Annotated in this window: 27 protein-coding genes and 1 pseudogene; 21 read left to right on the plus strand and 7 right to left on the minus strand. The window is 72.5% G+C overall.

Translation table 11 applies throughout. The features are described 5' to 3' along the window. Positions 1–15 precede the first annotated feature (15 nt). Positions 16–345 (plus strand): SDR family NAD(P)-dependent oxidoreductase, encoded by a 330-nt coding sequence (locus tag ACF1AK_RS17545; protein ID WP_391499777.1) that lies wholly within the window; start codon positions 16–18, stop codon positions 343–345. 139 nt (positions 346–484) lie between these two features. Here ACF1AK_RS17545 and ACF1AK_RS17550 read toward each other — a convergent pair whose 3' ends face one another. Together ACF1AK_RS17550 and ACF1AK_RS17555 are read right to left on the minus strand one after the other, a co-directional pair. Continuing rightward, on the minus strand, positions 485–1,738 hold the full coding sequence (locus ACF1AK_RS17550; protein ID WP_391499646.1) for a low temperature requirement protein A: 1,254 nt from the start codon (positions 1,736–1,738) through the stop codon (positions 485–487). Between the two features lie 293 nt (positions 1,739–2,031). Further along, entirely contained in the window at positions 2,032–2,634 is a 603-nt protein-coding gene (locus ACF1AK_RS17555; RefSeq protein ID WP_391499647.1) for a TetR family transcriptional regulator, read from the minus strand. A gap of 122 nt (positions 2,635–2,756) precedes the next feature. Here ACF1AK_RS17555 and ACF1AK_RS17560 point away from each other — a divergent pair, with 122 nt between their 5' ends. Next, positions 2,757–3,770, plus strand: a complete 1,014-nt coding sequence (locus ACF1AK_RS17560) for an alcohol dehydrogenase catalytic domain-containing protein (RefSeq protein WP_391499648.1) — start codon at positions 2,757–2,759, stop codon at positions 3,768–3,770. A gap of 92 nt (positions 3,771–3,862) precedes the next feature. Here the strand turns inward: ACF1AK_RS17560 and ACF1AK_RS17565 are convergent, their stop codons facing one another. Further along, a complete protein-coding gene (locus ACF1AK_RS17565) occupies positions 3,863–4,543 on the minus strand; it encodes an NUDIX domain-containing protein (protein ID WP_391499649.1) in 681 nt (226 codons plus the stop codon). Further along, the gene (locus tag ACF1AK_RS17570; RefSeq protein ID WP_391499650.1) at positions 4,540–4,794 is read right to left on the minus strand and encodes a hypothetical protein; all 255 of its coding nucleotides are present in this window, start codon (positions 4,792–4,794) and stop codon (positions 4,540–4,542) included. The genes ACF1AK_RS17565 and ACF1AK_RS17570 overlap by 4 nt, the downstream gene beginning before the upstream one ends. Before the next feature lie 126 nt (positions 4,795–4,920). Here ACF1AK_RS17570 and ACF1AK_RS17575 point away from each other — a divergent pair, with 126 nt between their 5' ends. The 7 genes from ACF1AK_RS17575 (at position 4,921) to ACF1AK_RS17605 (ending at position 7,841) form a co-directional block, all read left to right on the plus strand. Then, the gene (locus ACF1AK_RS17575) at positions 4,921–5,751 is read left to right on the plus strand and encodes a helix-turn-helix domain-containing protein (RefSeq protein ID WP_391499651.1); all 831 of its coding nucleotides are present in this window, start codon (positions 4,921–4,923) and stop codon (positions 5,749–5,751) included. Continuing rightward, entirely contained in the window at positions 5,748–5,954 is a 207-nt protein-coding gene (locus ACF1AK_RS17580; RefSeq protein ID WP_391499652.1) for a DUF397 domain-containing protein, read from the plus strand. Before ACF1AK_RS17575 ends, ACF1AK_RS17580 begins: the two co-directional genes overlap by 4 nt. A 217-nt stretch (positions 5,955–6,171) precedes the next feature. Next, the gene (locus tag ACF1AK_RS17585) at positions 6,172–6,378 is read left to right on the plus strand and encodes a DUF397 domain-containing protein (RefSeq protein ID WP_391499653.1); all 207 of its coding nucleotides are present in this window, start codon (positions 6,172–6,174) and stop codon (positions 6,376–6,378) included. A 161-nt stretch (positions 6,379–6,539) separates the two neighbouring features. After that, on the plus strand, positions 6,540–6,812 hold the full coding sequence (locus ACF1AK_RS17590) for a Scr1 family TA system antitoxin-like transcriptional regulator (protein ID WP_391499654.1): 273 nt from the start codon (positions 6,540–6,542) through the stop codon (positions 6,810–6,812). Beyond that, complete coding sequence (locus ACF1AK_RS17595) at positions 6,809–7,027, plus strand: DUF397 domain-containing protein (protein ID WP_391499655.1); 219 nt, start codon at positions 6,809–6,811, stop codon at positions 7,025–7,027. Before ACF1AK_RS17590 ends, ACF1AK_RS17595 begins: the two co-directional genes overlap by 4 nt. 245 nt (positions 7,028–7,272) lie before the next feature. Further along, positions 7,273–7,479 (plus strand): DUF397 domain-containing protein, encoded by a 207-nt coding sequence (locus ACF1AK_RS17600; RefSeq protein WP_391499656.1) that lies wholly within the window; start codon positions 7,273–7,275, stop codon positions 7,477–7,479. 155 nt (positions 7,480–7,634) lie between these two features. Beyond that, complete coding sequence (locus ACF1AK_RS17605) at positions 7,635–7,841, plus strand: DUF397 domain-containing protein (RefSeq protein ID WP_391499657.1); 207 nt, start codon at positions 7,635–7,637, stop codon at positions 7,839–7,841. A 75-nt stretch (positions 7,842–7,916) separates the two neighbouring features. Here ACF1AK_RS17605 and ACF1AK_RS17610 read toward each other — a convergent pair. From ACF1AK_RS17610 to ACF1AK_RS17620, 3 genes and pseudogenes are all read right to left on the minus strand, one after another. Continuing rightward, positions 7,917–8,291, minus strand: a pseudogene (locus ACF1AK_RS17610) (nuclear transport factor 2 family protein); the annotation flags it as partial. Positions 8,292–8,386: 95 nt separating this feature from the next. Continuing rightward, positions 8,387–9,124, minus strand: coding sequence for an alpha/beta hydrolase (locus ACF1AK_RS17615; RefSeq protein WP_391499658.1), 738 nt, complete (start codon positions 9,122–9,124; stop codon positions 8,387–8,389). Between the two features lie 203 nt (positions 9,125–9,327). Further along, a complete protein-coding gene (locus ACF1AK_RS17620; RefSeq protein ID WP_391499659.1) occupies positions 9,328–9,747 on the minus strand; it encodes a hypothetical protein in 420 nt (139 codons plus the stop codon). A gap of 440 nt (positions 9,748–10,187) precedes the next feature. Between ACF1AK_RS17620 and ACF1AK_RS17625 the strand changes: the two genes are divergently transcribed. From ACF1AK_RS17625 to ACF1AK_RS17680, 12 genes are all read left to right on the plus strand, one after another. Next, positions 10,188–10,505, plus strand: coding sequence for a hypothetical protein (locus tag ACF1AK_RS17625; protein WP_391499660.1), 318 nt, complete (start codon positions 10,188–10,190; stop codon positions 10,503–10,505). A gap of 217 nt (positions 10,506–10,722) precedes the next feature. Further along, positions 10,723–11,241: an RICIN domain-containing protein gene (locus tag ACF1AK_RS17630; RefSeq protein WP_391499661.1), complete on the plus strand. Its 519-nt coding sequence runs from the start codon at positions 10,723–10,725 to the stop codon at positions 11,239–11,241. A 223-nt stretch (positions 11,242–11,464) separates the two neighbouring features. After that, entirely contained in the window at positions 11,465–11,677 is a 213-nt protein-coding gene (locus tag ACF1AK_RS17635; RefSeq protein WP_391499662.1) for a cold-shock protein, read from the plus strand. Between the two features lie 137 nt (positions 11,678–11,814). Further along, on the plus strand, positions 11,815–12,297 hold the full coding sequence (locus ACF1AK_RS17640) for a MarR family winged helix-turn-helix transcriptional regulator (RefSeq protein ID WP_391499663.1): 483 nt from the start codon (positions 11,815–11,817) through the stop codon (positions 12,295–12,297). Further along, positions 12,294–12,761: a MarR family transcriptional regulator gene (locus tag ACF1AK_RS17645; protein WP_391499664.1), complete on the plus strand. Its 468-nt coding sequence runs from the start codon at positions 12,294–12,296 to the stop codon at positions 12,759–12,761. Before ACF1AK_RS17640 ends, ACF1AK_RS17645 begins: the two co-directional genes overlap by 4 nt. A gap of 106 nt (positions 12,762–12,867) precedes the next feature. After that, positions 12,868–13,485, plus strand: a complete 618-nt coding sequence (locus tag ACF1AK_RS17650; RefSeq protein ID WP_391499665.1) for an ArsR/SmtB family transcription factor — start codon at positions 12,868–12,870, stop codon at positions 13,483–13,485. After that, on the plus strand, positions 13,482–14,219 hold the full coding sequence (locus ACF1AK_RS17655) for an SRPBCC domain-containing protein (RefSeq protein ID WP_391499666.1): 738 nt from the start codon (positions 13,482–13,484) through the stop codon (positions 14,217–14,219). Before ACF1AK_RS17650 ends, ACF1AK_RS17655 begins: the two co-directional genes overlap by 4 nt. A 55-nt stretch (positions 14,220–14,274) precedes the next feature. Further along, positions 14,275–14,847, plus strand: coding sequence for a dihydrofolate reductase family protein (locus tag ACF1AK_RS17660; protein ID WP_391499667.1), 573 nt, complete (start codon positions 14,275–14,277; stop codon positions 14,845–14,847). A 107-nt stretch (positions 14,848–14,954) separates the two neighbouring features. After that, complete coding sequence (locus ACF1AK_RS17665) at positions 14,955–15,257, plus strand: DUF1905 domain-containing protein (RefSeq protein ID WP_391499668.1); 303 nt, start codon at positions 14,955–14,957, stop codon at positions 15,255–15,257. 149 nt (positions 15,258–15,406) lie between these two features. Next, positions 15,407–16,393 carry a CPBP family intramembrane glutamic endopeptidase gene (locus ACF1AK_RS17670; protein ID WP_391499669.1) on the plus strand — a complete coding sequence of 329 codons (987 nt, stop codon included), beginning with the start codon at positions 15,407–15,409 and terminating at the stop codon, positions 16,391–16,393. 22 nt (positions 16,394–16,415) lie between these two features. Beyond that, positions 16,416–17,762: a sensor histidine kinase gene (locus ACF1AK_RS17675; protein ID WP_391499670.1), complete on the plus strand. Its 1,347-nt coding sequence runs from the start codon at positions 16,416–16,418 to the stop codon at positions 17,760–17,762. Continuing rightward, positions 17,714–18,358, plus strand: coding sequence for a response regulator (locus tag ACF1AK_RS17680; RefSeq protein WP_391499778.1), 645 nt, complete (start codon positions 17,714–17,716; stop codon positions 18,356–18,358). Before ACF1AK_RS17675 ends, ACF1AK_RS17680 begins: the two co-directional genes overlap by 49 nt. The last annotated feature ends 6 nt before the right edge of the window (positions 18,359–18,364 follow it).

Consider the following 18,364-nt stretch of genomic DNA (forward strand, 5'->3'; position numbering starts at 1 on the left):
GGCGGGCACGGGCCCCTGCCGCCGCCCTGCGGGACGGGACGGCCGCCGAAGGGCGGCACGGCGTTCGCCACCCGCCGCAGCGCGGCGGGAGTCCGTTCCCTCTTCGGCACCGCGCTCGCCGAACTGGGCGGCATCGACCTGCTGGTGAACAACATGGGCGGCGGAAGCGGCTCGTCCGTCGGCTTCCACGACGCCGACGACGCCGTGTGGACCCGCGCGTTCGAGATCAACGTGCTCAGCACCGTCCGCGCCACCCGGGCGGTCCTGCCCAGCCGCATCGAGCGCCGGGGAGCGATCGTCAACGTCTCCTCCATCAGCGCCCTGATGCCCGACGCCTTCCCCTGATCGTCTTCCTGCTCTCCGACGCGGCCGGCAACATCACCGGCGTCAACCACGTCATCGACGGCGGCATGTCCAAGAGCGTCTGAACCGCCGGCCCACCGGGAAGAACGGCCCCGCCCCGGAGGACGGAGGCCGACCGGGGTCAGTCGGCCGGCCGCTCGTTGATCAGGGAGCCCTCGCGCAGCCACCGGACGAACGCGAACAGCCAGGTCGCCAGCAGCAGGAGCGCCAGGACCAGCGCCAGGAGCCAGGGGGCGGGGCGCGACCAGCCGGCGAGGAGGGCGACGACGGCGGCCACGGCGAGCGCGGCCCGCACCGGCCGGTAGGCGCGGGCGTAGCGGCGGTAGTCCGTCAGGGTGGGCAGGAGCACCACGGTGGTGAGCAGCATGGCGCTCACGGAGCCGGCGGTCAGCCGGCTCACCGGCGCGGGCGTCCGGTGGTCGGCGGCGTGCTCCACGAGGGCGACCATGCCGGCGCCGGAGGCCGCGACGGCCATGGTCAGCGGGAGGTGGGCGAAGATCCACGTCGCCAGGCTCCGGCCGGTCTCGCGGGGCTTGCGCCCGGCCGCGAGGTCGGCGTAGTTCCACCAGAAGCCGAAGCCGACCGCGAGCCCGAGCAGGCCGGTGGCCACTGCGCGCGGACCGCGCTCGCCGGCGGTCAGGCCGTCCACGACACCGATGACGACCTCGCCGAGGACGATGATGATGAACAGCCCGAACCGCTCGACCATCGGGTCGGTCACGACGTCGTAGCTCGGCCCCCTGCGCCACACCGCGATGATGACGCACGCCACGGCGCACCAGGCGACGACGAACACCGCCCACACGACGAGCCGGGCATCGGGCGACAGCGGCGCCGACGCCGCGATCACGGCGATGCCCGCGGCCACGGCGGCCAGGTAGCGCCGGGGCGTCGCGCGCAGTTCGGGCGGGTCCTGCCGGTAGACGGAGTACCACTGGTAGCCCAGCAGCGCCAGCAGCACCGCGTACAGCACCGCCAGGGTGCGGCCGTCCCGGCCGCCGGCGTGACCGACGTACACCGCCATCAGCGCCAGCAGCAGCATCTGCACGAACACCAGCGAACGGGTGTGACCGTCCTCGCGGCCGTGCATCTCGTAGAACAGCGAGCCGTTCAGCCACGCGATCCACACCAGCCCGAACACCACCGCGAACGTCGCCGCACCCCGCCAGGAAAGATCCTCCGCGAGCGCGTGCGCCGCCTGGCCGACCAGGACCACGTAGACGAGGTCGTAGAACAGCTCCAGGAAGCTGACGCTGCGCCCGGTGTCCACCTCGCCGTGGCGGCGGGGCGGACGGAACAGCCACCGCCGGGCCCCGGTCCCCAGCGGTACCGCCTGCGGGTGGGCCGGGCGCGGCCGGGGGACACGGTCTGGCATCGGGGTCTCCCTGCATGAGGCGGCCGGACACGGGGCCAGGCGATGGTGACGCCCGCGCCGCCGCGCCGGTCGCGGGCGCGCCGCGCCGTGCCGGGAGGTTCGGCAGGGTGGAGCAGTGGGGCCGCGGCGGGGGGCTCGTACGCCACCGGCTTCGGCTCTCCCCGGATCAGGCCCTCGGCCGGCTCGGTGGAGTCGGCCCGGGACCAGGTCCTCTTCCTTCGGACCACGTCGGACGAGCGGGGTGCGTGCTCCGGCGGGCGACCGCCTGGCGTGATCCGGCAGAGAGGGCCTGGCTAGCGCGGTTGTCCGCTGCCGGGGTCGTGGCCGGGGCGGGTGAGGGTCCGGACGGCGGCGGTCAGGGCCGCGCGGTGGCGTTCGAGGCGTGCGGGGGCGAAGGCCTCCTCGGGCGCGGCGGTGCGCAGGGCCGGCGAGGCCGCGAACCACGAGGTCACCTGGCCGAGGACCAGGGCCAGCAGGTCGACGGCGTCGATGTCCGCGGCGACGGTGCCCCGCCGTTGGGCGTCGGCGACGGCTTCGACCTTGAGGCGGTAGGCGTCGGCCTCGACGGGGGTGGTCTCGGGCCGCTCCAGCTGGTGCCAGGCTGCCAGCCGGAGGATCTGCGGCTCGCGCACGAGGTGGTCGAACATGGCGCCGGCGTAGCCGGCCAGGTCGTCGGGGGTGAAGGGGACCGCGTCGGCGAGGACGCCCAGGTGCTCGGCGAGGACCGCGTCGAAGAGCTGTTCCTTGTTGCCGTAGTAGACGTAGATCAGCCGCTTGTTGCTGGCGGCCTTCTCGGCTATGCGGTCGACGCGGGCGCCCGCGAGCCCGTACTGGGTGAATTCCTCGAAGGCGGCCCGGAGCAGGCGGGCCTTGGTGGGGGCGGAGTCCGGTGGCATGGCATCACCATACCCGACACGGTAACTAACCGGTTATTGACGGCCGGCGTGAGCGGGCGTACGTTGTCCATAACCAGTTAGTTACCCCCTTTTGGGGTCGCGCTCCACCGAGAGGACCGGTCATGAAAGCCGCCGTCATCCCCGCGCTCAACGCCACCTGGGAACTGCGCGACGTCCCCACCCCGAAGGCCGAACCCGGCCAGGTCCTGATCAAGGTCCACGCCACCGGCATCTGTTTCACCGACATCTGGACCACCCGCGGCGCCGCCGGTGACCTCTTCCCCAACATCCCCGGCCACGAAGTCGTCGGCGAGGTCGTGGAGGTCGGCGAAGGCGTCCACACCCGCCAGGTCGGCGACCGGGTCGGGACCACCTGGGTGCAGTCCACCTGCGGGCGCTGCGCGTACTGCCGGGAGAACCTCCCGCTGTCCGGACAGGCCGCCGTCAACTGCCCGAACGCCCGGCTGACCGGCTTCACCGTCCAGGGCGGGCACGCCGAGTACATCGCGGTCACCGCCACCGGCACCGTCCTGATCCCGGACGGCCTCTCCTACGAGCAGGCCGCCCCGATCTTCTGCGCCGGGTACACCACCTGGAGCGGTCTGCGCGCCGCCGAACCCCAGCCCCACGAGAGGATCGCCGTGCTCGGCATCGGCGGCCTGGGCCACCTCGCGGTCCAGTTCGCCAAGGCGGCCGGCCACGAGACCATCGCGATCACCCACTCCCCGGACAAGCACGACCTCGCCCGCCGGCTCGGCGCGGACCAGGTCGTCGCCGACGGCGCCGAACTCCAGGCCGCCGGCGGCGCGGACGTCCTGCTGCTGTGCTCCAACTCCTACGACGCCGGAAAGGCCGCGATCCAGGGCCTGCGGCACAACGGGCGGGCGGTCCTGCTCGGCCTCGACCCCTTCGGCGAGTTCACCATCCCCACCAACCCCCAGCCGTTCTTCGCCCAGCGCCAGAAGTTCATCGGCGCCACCCACAACGGCCTCAACTACCTCACCGAAGCCCTCGACCTCGCCGCATCCGGCAAGGTCACCCCCATGATCGAGACCTTCCCCAAGGAACGGATCGTCGACGCCGTCACCAAGGTCACCGAAGGCAACGTCCGCTTCCGCGCCGTCGTCACCTACTGAGGCACACCCCGCCCGGGACTGGCTCGCCTGACGGCTCTCTGACGGTCCTGCCCGCCGTTCCGCCTGCGCAGGCGGAACGGCGGGCGTTGTGGCTATTCGGCGGGGGTGCCGCGGAGGAGGAAGGGGAGGTGGATGCCGCGGGTGAGGGCGGTGAGGGCGTGGGTGGTGCGGCGGTGCTGGTCGGGGGTCATGGCGTCGGGGAGGTGGTGGGGGTGGAGCCAGTGGACGGCGGTGATGGTGGCGGGGGGTCGGTGGCGGGCGACGATGTCTTCCTGGGCGGGGGTGAGGTGGCCGCCCCAGTAGACGAAGTTGATGCCTTCGGGGAGGCGTTGGGCGGGGACGTAGTCGGTGGCGAGGATGTGGCGCAGGGGGAGGGCGAGGCCGGTTTCGGTTTCGGTGTGGCGGCGGGCGGCGTGGTGGGGGAGTTCGTTGGCTTCGGCGCTGCCGCCGGGGAGTTGGAGGCCGGTTTTGTAGGCGGTTGCGACGAGGAGGATCGCGCCGTCGTGGTTGAGGACGAGGGCCTGGTGGCCGAGGCGTCGGCGGGGTGGGCGGGTGAGGAGGGTGGGGAGGGTGTGCGGCATGCGGGGGTGCTCCTGTTCGGGCGAGAGCCAGGGGAGGCAGGCGGGCAGTCCGGCGGAGATGCCGGCGGTGAGGATCAGCCCGGCTATGAGGAGTTGCGGTGCGAGCGGCCCGTGGTGGATGGGCCAGCAGGCGGTGGTGGCGGTGAGGGTGGAGAGGGTGGCGACGCCGAGGACGGCGGCGAGCAGCCTCACGCCACGTCGGCGGTGCGCGGCCGGCTGGGGTGCTGGACGGTGATGAAGCGGGGCGAGGCCAGGGCCTGGACGTGTTCGGGCTTGGTGGTCCACTCGCAGCCGCCGGCGAGGGGCCGGAGGTAGGCGAGCCCGGCGAGGGTGTCCATGTAGACGGCCTCGACGGGATCGCCGGTGAAGTCCCGGTGTCCGAGGTCCCGGACGACCTCGCCGACGGTGGGGGTGTAAACGGGCGTGCGGGGGCGGTTGGGCATGGGGGCTCCATTGGTTGCGCAGGGTCCCGGATCTCTCACGGGGCGTAGCCATAGTGGCCCGTTCCGGTTTACGATGGCCAGGGTCTGAACGTTGACCAATTGGGCGCGTGAAAGGTGCCAGCGTTCATGGATGAGCTCGTCGTTGACGCAATGTCATCTCCGGCTGTTCGCTTCGGTCAGGAACTTGCCAGGCTGCGACGGGCGCGGGGGTGGTCGCAGGTCGGGTTGGCGAAGCGCATGGGGTACTCCAACACCCTGGTCTCGTACGTCGAACGAGCGAAGCGTCCTCCAACAAGGAACTTCGCTGTTAAAGCCGACCAGGTATTCGAAACCGGAGGCACGTTCTACGAACTCTGGCGCCGGCATGCGAAGGCGAGCCTGCTGGAGGGCTTCCCGGAGTTCGCCGACGGCGAGGCGAAGTGCCGTCGTCTGCGCGAGTTCTCGATGATGATCGTCACCGGACTGTTCCAGGTGCCGGAGTACGCGGAGGCACTGGCATATGCGGCTGTTCAGCGAGGGGCGATTACTCAGCCCGAAGCCGAGCAGCGTGTCGAGTTCGTGTTGTCCCGCCAGCGCCTCTTCGACAAGAAGAACCCGCCGCTGATCCACCTGGTGATGGACGAGACTTGTCTGGTCCGATCGGTCGGAGGAGCACCTGTGATGGCGAAGCAGTTCGACCGCATCGCCGAACTGGCTAGCCGCCCGAACATCACCGTCCAGGTCGCCCCGTTCGCGCTGGGTGAGCACTTGCCATTCGCGCTGCCGGTGACCTTGCTCGATCTACCGGACGGCTCGGTCGTCGGCTACGCCGAATCACATGCTCGTGGCTATCTTGAGCGGGTTCGCGAAACGGTCAAGGCATGGGAGAGGCAGTACGATCAGTTGGTGGTGGAGGCACTGCCCAAGGCCGCCTCCCTGGCGCTGATCCACAAGGCTCGAAAGGAGCTAGCCCCATGAATCTCGACCTGTCTGGCGCATCCTGGGTTAAGTCGTCGTACTCCACGAACGGCGGTCAGTGCGTGGAGGTTTCCGCGAGCTTCTCGGGTGTCGTGCCTGTCCGGGACTCGAAGGACCCCTCCGGTCCCGCCCTCGTCTTCCCCTCCGACGCCTGGCGATCCTTCGTCGCCGCTCTCCAGGCGGGCGAGTTCGGCGCCGTCTGACGTGCTCTCATTTCGCGGGGCCCCTGCCGAGTCGGCAGGGGCCCCGCGTTTCTGCCTCGGCGTGGCTCTCCTGCTGGGGACTGGTCGCCGCTGCGGGGTGATGAAGGCGTGAAATCGTCTCGGTCTGGGAGGGAAAGTGTGGTCGGCTGGTGGTGGAAGCCCTGCCCAGGGCGGCATCCCTGGCACTGATCCACAGGGCTCGAAGGGAGCTCACTCCATGAACTCTGACGTGTCGAAGGTGTCCTGGTTCAAGTCGTCGTACTCCGGCAACGGTGGTCAGTGCGTGGAGGTTTCCGCGAGTCTCCCGGGTGTCGTGCCTGTCCGGGACTCGAAGGACCCCTCCGGTCCCGCCCTCGTCTTCCCCGCCTCCGCCTGGCGATCCTTCGTCGCTGCTCTCCAGGCGGGCGAGTTCGGCGCCGTCTGACGTGCTCTCATTTCGCGGGGGCCCTGCCGCTTCGGCAGGGGCCCCGCGTTCCTGTCCCGGCGCGCCCGCGGCGGATGTGCGGCGAGGGGTGCTCAAGGAGGAGGCCGCGGAGGGCTGAGTCTCCTACCTGCACCCTTATGCGGTAACCACCCGACCATCTGGTGGAGTTGGCGGACCGCCCTCGGACTATCATTCAGGTGGCGCCGTTCTCGATGGGCGAGCGTCGGTCCCTCGCGTTGCCGGTCGTTCTGCTGACCATGGCAGACCGCAGCATGCTGGGGTACACCGAATCCCAAGAGCGCGGTTTCCTCACCAGGGAGTCCCAAACGGTCACCCTGTGGGCCAGAGACTACGATCGGCTCCAGGTGGGATCCAGCTCGGATGTGGCATCCCTCGAAATGATCCGCGCAGCCCGGAAGGACCTCCGCCCATGAGCCGCACCGCCCCCGTAGACCTGACCGGCGCCGCCTGGCTGAAGTCCAGCTACAGCCAGAACGGCGGGAACTGCATCGAGGTCGCCCCAGACATCCCCGGCATTGTCCCCGTCCGGGACTCGAAGGACCCCTCCGGTCCCGCCCTCCTCTTCCGCTCCGACGTGTGGCGCTCCTTCATTGCTGCCGTCCGGGCCGGCGAGTTCGGAACGGTCTGACGCGTGCTACCTCGCGGGGCCCCTGCCATATCGGCAGGGGCCCCGCGATCACCGTCCGGCGCGGGTCTACTGCTGGGGGCCGGTCGCCGCTGCGGAGTGATCGCCGGCGGCTGCCGCGAAGCGGTGCCATGAAGGCGTGAAATCGTCTCGGCCTGGGAGAGAAAGTGCGGTCGGCTGATGATGGAAGTGCTGCCCAGGGCGGCATCCCTGGCACTGATCCACAAGGCTCGAAGGGAGCTCACTCCATGAACTCTGACGTGTCGAAGGTGTCCTGGTTCAAGTCGTCGCACTCCAACAACGGCGGTGAGTGCGTGGAGGTTTCCGCGAGTCTCCCGGGCGTCGTGCCTGTCCGGGACTCGAAGGACCCCTCTGGTCCCGCCCTCGTCTTCCCGGCGTCCGCCTGGCGGTCCTTCGTCGCCGCTCTCCAGGCGGGCGAGTTCGGAACCGTCTGACGGGATCTCCCCCCGCGGGGCTGGGGCCGGTCGCCGCTCAGGGGTGATGAAGGCGTGAAATCGTCTCGGCCTGGGAGGGGAAGTGCGGTCGGCTGGTGGTGGAAACGCTGCCCAAGGCTTGGCGTGATCCACAACGCTCGAAAGGAGCTAGCCCCATGAACCTCGACCTGTCTGGCGCACGCTGGTTCAAGTCCTCGTACTCCGACAACGGCGGTCAGTGCGTGGAGGTTTCCGCGAGTCTCCCGGGTGCCGTGCCCGTCCGGGACTCGAAGGACCCCTCCGGTCCCGTCCTCGTCTTCCCCGCCTCCGCCTGGCGGTCCTTCGTCGCCGCTCTCCAGGCGGGCGAGTTCGGCACCGTCTGACACACGCTCACCTCGCGGGGCCCCTGCCGTTTCGGCAGGGGCCCCGCGTTCATCGTCCGGCGCGCCCCCGGCGCAGGAGTCCGACGGCTCGATCTCCCCGGCGAACACAATGATCTGGTCGATGAGGTTCCGCCGCACATGGACGACGTCCGTCCCCGACAGGCGGGGGCCTCCGTCCGGCGTGGTGAAGACCCACCGGTACCGGGCCCACTCGTCCGGCATGTCCACCTCCGAGCAGCGCGCCATCGTGCCGGTCCCCGCCGGGTGGTGCCGGATGTCCAGCACGAACCGCTCGACCGCCGCGATGCCCTCGCTGCGGCCCAACGGCCCCCAGAACACCACGTCCGAGGTCAGGGCCTGGGAGAGCAGGGCCGTCACATAGCTGTCGTCCGAGGCGTTGAACGCGGAGATGAACGTGTCGATCGCGGAGCGTGCCGTCTCTTCCTGCATGCCCCAGTAATACCAGCCCTTGCGCGTGCGCTCCTCCCGACAGGGCCCTGCCGAACCGGCAGGGCCCCGCCCCCACGTTCACGCCCCGCCCGGCCTCACGTCAGATGCCGGGCGAAGAACCGGGCGCCCGCGTCGAGCTCGAAGTGCGGGACGCCGGTGTGACCGCCCGTGTTGGCGTGGAGCGTCTTCTCCTCGGAGCCGAAGGCGTCGAACAGGTTCAGCGCTGCCTGCCGGTCGTTCCCCTCGTCGTCCCACTGCAACAGGACCTGCAACGGGACGGTGACCCGGCGGGCCTCCTCGACGATCGCGGCGGGCACGAAACTCCCGGCGAAGAGGCCGGCGGCCGCGATGCGCGGATCGACCGCCGCCAGTCGCACGCCGATGGAGATCACGCCCCCCTCGTACCCCACCGGCCCGCCGATCTCCGGCAGCGCGAGCAGGGCGTCCAGGGCGGCCTGCCATTCCGGCACCGCCCTCTCGACGAGCGGGAGGACGAGCGCGTCGACGATCTCCTCGGTGACCGGCCCGCCCGCCGCCATCACCCGGCGCAGGTCGGCGCGTGCCTGCTCGGCGGCGTCCCACCGGGGCCGTTCGCCGCTGCCGGGGAGTTCGATGGTGGCCGCGGCGAAGCCGTACTCCGCCGCGTAGTACCGGGCCCGGCCCGCCACCCGGGCGTACACCTGGCGCAGCCCGAGCGGAGGAAGGCCGATCAGGATCAGCGGGGCGGGAGCGGAGGCGGACCCGGGGGTCCACAGGATGCCGGGGATCTCGCCGAGGGTGAATGCGCGTTCGAGGACGCCGTCGTCGAAGCGGTTCTCGGAGGTGAAGTGCACGATGGTGCCTTTCGGGAGTGCTCTGGAACGGCGCTCCCGGACGACCTATCGTCGCCCGACCGTGACCCCGGAGGGGAGCACCCATGTCGATACTGCGTTCACGGGTACCACCTCCTCGTTCTCTCGCACGGCCTCCGGCAAGTTAGCAGTGATCGCCGTGCTCCGCCAAACGATTTCCTGCGAGGGGCGGGATCCCCCGGGGATCAGCAGGTGACCGGCGCCGTGACGGTGGCGGTCAGGGGCGGCCGGCCCGGTGTGGTGACGCGGAAGACGGCCGTCACACTGGAGCCGCACGGGACGTTGCTCGCGACGGGGCCGACGGTGAGCCCGCCGACGGGCACGGTGGCGGTCACGTCCTCGCGCTCCAGGACGCCGCCGTCGGTGATGAGCGTTTCGAGGGTGTAGGAGACGGGGCGCGGGACTCCGCCGGAACCGGCGGAGAAACCGGTGGCGGAGGCGAGGCTGCCGTTGACCGTGAGGCAGACCTGGTTCCGGACGAACCCCAACGGCCCCCAGGCACAGGTGGTCGTGCCCGTGGTCCGGGCGGCGGCCTGACCGGCGCCCGCGACGCCGAGCCCGGCCAGCGCGGCACCGGCGACCAGGACCGCGACATGGCGCTTCATCGATTTCTCTCCTTCGAAGCCGACGGCAGTGAGTGAGGGGAACGCGAAGCCATGTGATATGTCACGCTTCACTCGCCCCATGCTTCCACAGCCCCCGCTCCGCCGCGCCCGCCCGGCCCCGAAATCCCGCGAGGAGTACCGGATTTGGCCTCCGGGTGGCTCGAATCCCCGCTCCCGCGGCCGCCGGTGGTCTCGGCGGGGCAATCATCCGTGGCACCCGCCCCGGTGGTCCGCCTGCGATCCGATCATGCTCCACGCCGAGTTCCGCGATCCCCTGCTCGTGGCCGTCTACGACGCCGAGTTCCCGTGGTCGTACCGGGATGTCGCGCACACCTGAGCGACCGGTCCCGGGCTCCCGGTGCGCGGCGGCGCACGGGTCGGAGCCGGCCGGTTCGCACCCGTAGACTGCGGGTCCGCGAGCCGGACGGAGTGAGGACCGGATGGACTACTGCCGCCACGAGTTGAGCAACTGCGCGGACTGCGCCCCGCGGGGAGAGGCCGGCAGGGGTGGCCTCGGCGCGGAGTGGGAGGGCTGGCCGCCGTCCACGATCATCGTGCACGGGAGCGGGAAGGCCCACCTGCCCGGCTGCATGCACATCGTCCCGGCCGACGTCCGGCCGCCCGTCTACGGCTGGGTGACCGACCCCGCGCCGGGCGCGTGGCGCCGGCTCTCGGACTCCAGCCCCCTGCGGGCGACCGGCGGCAACACCGAGCGCCTCGCGGTGAGCCGCTGTCAGAGCTGCGACGCCACCCAGTAGAGCCCCTTCGGCGCGGGCGGGCCGCCGCCCGCGACCGCCGGCCTTCGTCCCGGAGCGCGCCGCACCAGGCGTCCACAGGCTTCCCGGGCCCTGGCCGACGGGTGTGTACGGGCTGTTGACGTCCGCGTCGACCGGGCGTGCACGGGGCTGCGGAACAGTCCTCCTCGTGAGCCGGGGGCACCTCGGCGCGAAGGTTCGAGAGAGGACGGGACGACCGATGATCAAGCTCGTGCGCAAGGGGTACGTGGTGGGCGCGCTGGCGGCGGCCGCGATCGCCGTCACGGCCCTGCCGGGGACGGCGAGCGCCGTGACGACGAACAGCACGATCAGCGTGTTCAACCACAGCAAGTGCATGGACGTCCGCGGCGGCGACACCACCAACGGGACCCCGGTGCAGATCTACACCTGCAACGGCACGTACTCCCAGTGGTGGACCGGGACCGACAAGCCGGACGGGACCGGCATCACCCTCTCCGCGCTCGGCAAGTGTCTGGACGTCGCGTCGAGTGGCACCACCGACGGCACCCGGGTCCAGCTGTGGGACTGCAACGGCTCCGACGCCCAGCGGTGGGTCCGCTACCAGGGCGACGTCCTGATCAACCCGCAGTCCAACAAGTGCCTGGACGTCCCCGGGGGCGTCGTGCAGGACGGCAACCAGCTGCAGATCTACACCTGCAACTGGACGGCCTCCCAGCAGTGGTACTTCAGCCCGCCGCGCATCCCGCACGCGGGCTGACCCGACCCGCCGGCCGGCGCACGGCCGGCGCGGCACCGAGGACCGTCCGGCCCGCGCCCACGACCCCCGGGGGCGCGGGCCGGACGCCGTGCCCGTGAGCCGGCCCGGCGCCGGGCCGGCAGGTTCTCGGGGCGCCGACGGCCCCCGCTACGCTTCGCACAGCCGCGGTCTCGCTGCGTGAGAGACTGGCGCGGTCAGCGTGACCCGCGTGCAAGGAGAAGACATGGCCGAGCGCCAGACCGGCACCGTGAAGTGGTTCAACGACGAGAAGGGCTACGGCTTCATCACCCCGGAGTCCGGCCCCGACCTGTTCGTGCACTTCAGGGCGATCGAAGGGAGCGGCTTCAAGTCCCTCGTCGAGGGCCAGAAGGTGTCCTTCGAGGCGGTCCAGGGCCAGAAGGGGGTGCAGGCCGACAACGTCCGCCCGGAGGCCTGACGGAACCGGTCGGCGGCCGGGGTCCACGCGGGTGCGTGGGCCCCGGCCGCGTGTCTGCGCCCGGGAGCGGCCCTGCTGCTCGGCGGAGCGCCGTCCGACAGTAGCCATGAACATAGTAGCCATGTACGGTATCTGACGTGAGTTCAGCAGCGGAGCGCGCCACCGCGGGGTACCTGGTCTGGCGGCTGTCGATGAAGTGGCGGGTGGCGGTCGACCGGGCGGTCGCGCCGCTGGGGCTGACGCACGCCCAGTACGTGCTGGTGGCGTCGCTGCACGGCCTGGCGCGCTCCGGCGAGCAGCCGAGTCAGCGCCGGCTCGCCGACCACACCGGGCTGGAGCCGCTGTACGTCTCCAAGCTCGCCCGCACCCTGGAGGCCGCCGGCCTGCTCGCCCGCACCCGGGACCCCCGCGACCCCCGCGCCATGCGGCTCGCCCTCACCGAGCAGGGCCAGGACGTCGCCCGCCGCGCCATCGCCGTGGTCCAGCGGCTGCTGGACCAGCTGCTGGAGCCGCTCGGCGGCCAGGGGAGCGAGCGGACCCGGCAGTTCAAGGACGAGTTGGCGCTCCTGCTCGACACCCCCCTCGACCCGCGCACCGCCCACGACAAGGAGCAGTCATGACCTCCGTCGCGACCCCGTCCGCGCCCGCGCCCGCCGTCAACGGCCGCGTCATCGCCCTCGCGCACTACGCCGCCCGCGCCCTGCTGGAGGGCATGCTCACCCGGCACGGCCTCGGCTTCGAGCAGAGCGTGACGCTCCGCGCCGTCGTCCTCGCGGGCGGCTCCATCGGCCGGGACGCGCTCGTCGCCGACGTCCGCGGCTCGTTGAAGGCCCCCGAGCCGGACGTGCGCGCCGTCGTCGACGGGCTGACGGCCGCCGGCCTGCTGGGTGAGGACCCGGCGGAGGCGTCCCGGCTGCGCTTCACGGAGGCCGGCCGCGCGCTGGCCGACGCCACCGCCACCGAGAGCGCCGCGATCTCCGCCCGCCTCTACGCCGGCATCCCGGCCGAGGACCTCGCCGCCGCGGGCCGCGTGCTGGCCCTGATCACCGAGCGGGCCGACGCGGAGCTGGCGGCCGGCGCCTGACCGCGGCCGGCGCCCGGTTACGGCCGGCGCCCGACCGCGGGCGACGCGGAGCGCCGACAAGAATTTTTTCCTTGACAAACTTTTTTGTCGGCAGCACTCTGGAGACGTGCTGGACGTCGCTGTGATCGAAGAACCCGCCGCGGCCGAGGCGTCCCTGGACCCGATCCGGTCCCGGATCCTCGCCGCCCTGGCCGAGCCCGGCTCGGCGGCCATGCTGGCCGCCCGGCTGGGCCTGCCCCGCCAGAAGGTCAACTACCACCTGAAGGAGCTGGAGCGGCACGGACTCGTCGAACTCGCCGAGGAACGGCGCAAGGGCAACGTCACCGAACGGGTGTACCGCGCCACCGCCGCGTCCTACGTGATCTCGCCCGCCGTCCTGGCCGCCGTCAGCCCGGACCCCTCCCGCTCGCCCGACCAGCTCTCCGCCCGCTGGCTGCTGGCCCTCGGCTCCCGGCTGGTGCAGGAGGTGGGCACCCTGCTCACCGGCGCCGCCCGGGCCGGGCAACGGGTCGCCACCTTCGGCATCGACGCCCAGGTGCGGTTCGCCTCCGCGGCCGACCGCACCGCCTTCGCCGACGAACTCGCCCAGGCGGTGGCCGTGCTGGTCAGCCGCTACCACGACGAGTCCGCCCCCGGCGGCCGCACCCACCGGGTGGTCGCCGGGCTCCACCAGATCCCCGCCACGGACACCGGCGCCGAGCCGGGACAGGAGCACGCACGATGACCCACCCGTTCGAGATCGAGCTGGAGACCGTCCTGCCGGCGAGCCCGGACGAGGTCTGGGAGGCGATCGCCACCGGACCGGGCCTGGACTCCTGGTTCATGGGCCGCAACGAGCTGGACCCGCGCGAGGGCGGCACCGCCGTCATGGAGATCGGCGGCCACCGCGAGGACGCCGTGATCACCGCCTACGAGCCCGGCAAACGGCTGGCCACCCGCACCGCCACCGCCGAGAACGGCCGCTTCATGGCCTTCGAGTACCTCATCGAGGGCCGGGAGGGCGCCGCCACCGTGCTCCGCGTCGTCCACAGCGGCCTGCTCGGTGACGACTGGGAGGACGAGTACGACGCGCTGCGCCGCGGCTGGCCGTTCCACCTGCACACCCTGCGCGAGTACCTGGCGCACTTCCCGGGCCGCACCGCAGCCCCGGTCTTCGCCGTCGGCCCGGTGCCCGGACGGCCGGCCGAGGAGCTGCGCGCCGCGCTGGCCGGCGCCCTCGCCCTGCCGTCCCCGCCCGCCGTCGGCGCGCGGCTGAGTGCCGAGCCGGCCGGGCTGCCGGCCCTGGACGGCGAGGTGGTCTGGGCGGACGGCGAGCGCTTCTCCGTCCGCACCGCCGACGGCCTCTACACCTTCCACCACAGCGCCGGCCTGGTCCTGATGTTCCACCACCTCTTCGGCCCCCGGCCGGAGGGCGTCGAGGCCGCCTGGCAGCAGTGGCTGACCGGCGTCCTCGCCTGACCGCCGAGACCCACCCGCACCACCGATCGCACTCACCGCTCACCGAGGAACCATCATGCGCACCCTGATCAGCACCGCTTTCGTCTCCCTCGACGGCGTCGTCGAGGCCCCCGGCGGCGAACCCGGCTACCGCAACTCCGGCTGGACCTTCAAGGACATCGAGTTCGTCCCGGAGGCCTACGAGATCAAGGGCCGGGAGCAGGAGGAGGCCACCGCGATGCTGCTGGGCCGGGTCAGCTACCAGGCCTTCAGCCCGGTCTGGCCGGACATGGCGGAGTTCGCCCGCTACAAGGAACTGCCGAAGTACGTCGTCTCCACCACCCTCACCGAGGACGACCTGGTGGCGAACTGGGGCGAGACCAGCATCCTGCGCTCGCTCGACGAGGTCGCCGCGCTGAAGGAGACCGAGGGCGGCCCGGTCATCGTCCACGGCAGCGCGTCCCTCAACCGGGCGCTCTCCGACGCCGGCCTGATCGACCGCTACCACCTGCTCGTCTACCCGCTGCTGCTCGGCGCCGGGAAGCGCCTGTTCAGCACCGCCGACAAGGACGCCCAGAAGCTGGCGCTGGTCGAGCACGCGGTCTACTCCAACGGTCTGCAGAAGCAGGTCTTCGACGTGGTCCGCTGACGCCGCGCCGGGCCGGTTCCCGGAGGAGGACCGGCCCGCCGGCGGGAATGACCGGTCACGGACGTGTGAGCGGCCGGTCTGTCGGTGCCGCGTGCGATGCTGGGCCCGTGGTGTTCGATTTTGAGGCCGAGCTCTGGATCTGGGACGCCCGGCGAGCCGACAGCTGGACCTTCGTCAGCCTGCCCGTCGAGGCCTCCGAGGAGATCCGCGACGTGGCCGCCGGCCCGCGCCGCGGCTTCGGTTCGCTGCGCGTGCGGGTCACCCTCGGCGACAGCGCCTGGCAGACGTCGATCTTCCCCGACAGCACCCGCGGCTGCTACGTGCTGCCCGTCAAACGCGCCGTCCGCACGGCCGAGGGCCTGGAACCGGGCGACACCGCCGCCGTCACCGTCGAACTCCTCGACCTCTGAACCACGGACCCGGTGCGCTCCTGGAGCCGCTGGGGGGTACAGCTGGCTGTACCCCTCCTGGGCAGCTACCCGCAATGGCCCGGGGCCTGCGGGACGGAAGAGTCGATGCCGAAGGAAGCACGCGATCGAGCGGACCGGAGGCGGACGACATGCGGACAGAGACGGGCCTGGAGAAGGGGGAGCGCCGGGGACGGCGGCCGGCGTGGAAGGCGGAGGCGGCGGTGTTCCTCGCCGTCGCCTTCCCCGCCGCCGGAGCCCTGGGCGCACTCCAGCCGGCGACCGGGATCCCGGACGAGGTCCTCCAGCTCACCCAGTTCGGCCCGGCCGCCGGGGTGCTGGTGGCCGCCCTGGTGTGGCCGGAGCGGATCCGGGCGCGGCTGGCCGGGGCCGGCACCGGCGCGAGCGGCGCCCGGAAGGACACCGCGTGGGCGGGCCCGGGCCGCACCGGGCCGGCGCTGCTGCTCACCGCGCCGCTGATCATCGCCCTGGCCGCCGGTGCCTACGCGCTGCTCGACGGCGACGCCCGGCTCACCGATCCCCGCTCCCTCGCCCACCCGTTCACGCTGATCGTCCTGGCGCAGCTGCTCGGGGCCTGCGGGGAGGAGATCGGCTGGCGGTGCTTCCTCCAGCCGCTGCTGCGCACCCGCTTCGGGCCGGTCGCCGCCTCGGTCGCGGTGGGACTGCTCTGGGGCGGGTGGCACGTGCAGGTGTTCGCCCGGCGGCCCGCGTACGCGGCCGGGTTCCTGCTGGCCGCGGTGGCGATGTCGGTCGTCCTCGGGCTCGCCCTGGACGGCGTGCGGGCCGACCGGCTGCTGCTCTCGGGCGGCTTCCACACCCTGGTCAACCTGGGGATGCTGCTGACGATGGACGAGGAGGACGGCGCCGTGCCGCCCATGGTGCTGTTCGGCGGTGCCTGCCTGGTGGCGGCGGTGGCGTGGGCGCTGCGGTCCCGCCGGCGGAGCGGGGCGCGCCCGGACACGACGCAGCAGGACGGGACGCAGCCGGACGGGACGCAGCCGGACGGGACGCGTCCGGACGGGACGCAGCCGGCCGTGGCGTACCGGGAAGGGGCGTACCGGCAGGAGCCGGTGGCCGGGCCGGATAGGATCCCGGCGGCGCGGCACGGGGCGCGCTGAGGTGACGGAGCGACGGGCGGGCATGGCGACGGGGCAGGACGGCGCGGAGGCGGAGAACACGGCGCGTGCACAGCTGCGCGCGCTGGCCCGCTGTCAGCTGCTGTCGCTGCACTCCCTCGCGGTGAGCGCGGTCGGCGCGCTGGTGGTGGGGGCGCTGGTGCTGCTCCCGGTCGGGGTGGGCCGGCCGCTGCTGCCCGGCGCGGCGCAGGCGCTGCGCCGGGCGTCCGACCGGGGCCGGGCCTGGACGGAGCGCTGGACGGGGACCGGGATCAGCCCGCCCGAGCCGCTGCCGCCCGCGGACGGCCCGCGGAGCCGGCGGGCCGTGCGCATCCTCGGCGACGACGGCTTCTGGCGGGACCTCAGGTGGTCGTGGCTGGAGCCGTGGACCGGCGGGCTGCTGGTCGCGGTGCCGCTGTGGCTCGTCGCGTTCGGGCTGTTCGGCGCCGTCGTCCAGCCCTTCGTCTGGCCGTGGCTCGGCCCGGACAACTGGTACGCCTTCGTGCTCGTGGACTCCACCGCCTCGATGCTGGCCGCCGCCGTGCTCGGCCTGCTGTTCGCCGGGGCGGGCCTGCGGCTGGCGCCCGCCGCGCTGGACCTGCACGCCGGCTGGAGCCGCCGGGCGCTCTCCGCGCCGTACACCACCGAACTGGTGCGCCGGATCGAGCACCTGACGGACACCAGGGCCGAGGCGCTGGACGCGCGGGCGGACGAACTGCGGCGCATCGAACGGGACCTCCACGACGGCGCGCAGGCCCGGCTGGTCGCCGTCGGCATGGCGCTGGACGAGGCCACCCGGCTGCTGGACTCCGACCCGGCCGGTGCCCGCGCCCTGCTGCGCGAGGTGCGGGCCGGGTCGGCGCGGGCGCTGCAGGACCTGCGCGACCTGGTCCACGGCATCCACCCGCCGATCCTCACCGACCGCGGCCTCGGCGACGCCGTCCGCTCCCTCGCGCTGGACAGCTTCCTCGACGTGCACGTCACGGCCGAGCTGCCGGGGCGCCTGCCGGTGCCGGTCGAGACCGCCGCCTACTTCACCGTCGCCGAGCTGCTCGCCAACGCGGCCAAGCACTCGGGCGGCCGCGAGGTGACGGTCCGTCTGGCGCACGCGGACGCCACCCTGCGCGCCGTCGTCGTGGACGACGGCCGCGGCGGCGCCCGACCGGAGGGCGGCACCGGCCTGCGCGGCGTGGCACGCAGGCTGCGTACCGTCGACGGAACCCTCGCCCTGCACAGCCCGCCGGGCGGCCCGACCACCGTGACCCTGGAGATACCGTGCGAGATCCGCTCCGAGATCCCCTCCCCGGTCCCCTCCCGGACCCCCTGCGCGTCGTCCTCGCCGAGGACCTCTTCCTCCTCCGGGACGGCCTGATCCGCACGCTCCGGGAACACGGCTGCGAGGTGGTGGCCGCCGTCGACAACGGACCGGCCCTGCTGCGCGCCCTGCGCGAGCAGCGGCCGGACGTCGCCGTGGTCGACATCCGGCTGCCGCCGAGCTTCACCGACGAGGGACTGCGCGCCGCGCTGGAGGCACGCCGGGCGCGCCCCGCCCTGCCGGTGCTGATCCTCTCCCAGTACGTCGACCAGCTCTACGCCCAGGAGCTGCTGGCCGGCGGCGAGGGCGCGATCGGCTACCTGCTGAAGGACCGGGTCACCCACACCGCCCAGTTCGTGGACGCGGTGCGCAGCGTCGCGGCCGGCGGCACGGTGATGGACCCGCAGGTCATCGCGAAGCTGCTGGCCCGCAGCGACGCCCGGGGCACCACCGCCGAGCTGACCGCGCGCGAGCACGAGGTGCTGCGGCTGATGGCCGAGGGCCGCTCCAACGCCGCGATCATGAACACCCTGCACATCGGCGAGAGCGCCGTCGCCAAGCACACCGCGAGCATCTTCGCCAAGCTCCGCATCGAGGCCTCCGCCGACGACAACCGCCGGGTGCTCGCCGTGCTCGCCTACCTCAAGCGCTGATCCGTC

This window comes from Kitasatospora sp. NPDC015120, from assembly GCF_043080305.1.
GTDB lineage: Bacteria > Actinomycetota > Actinomycetes > Streptomycetales > Streptomycetaceae > Kitasatospora.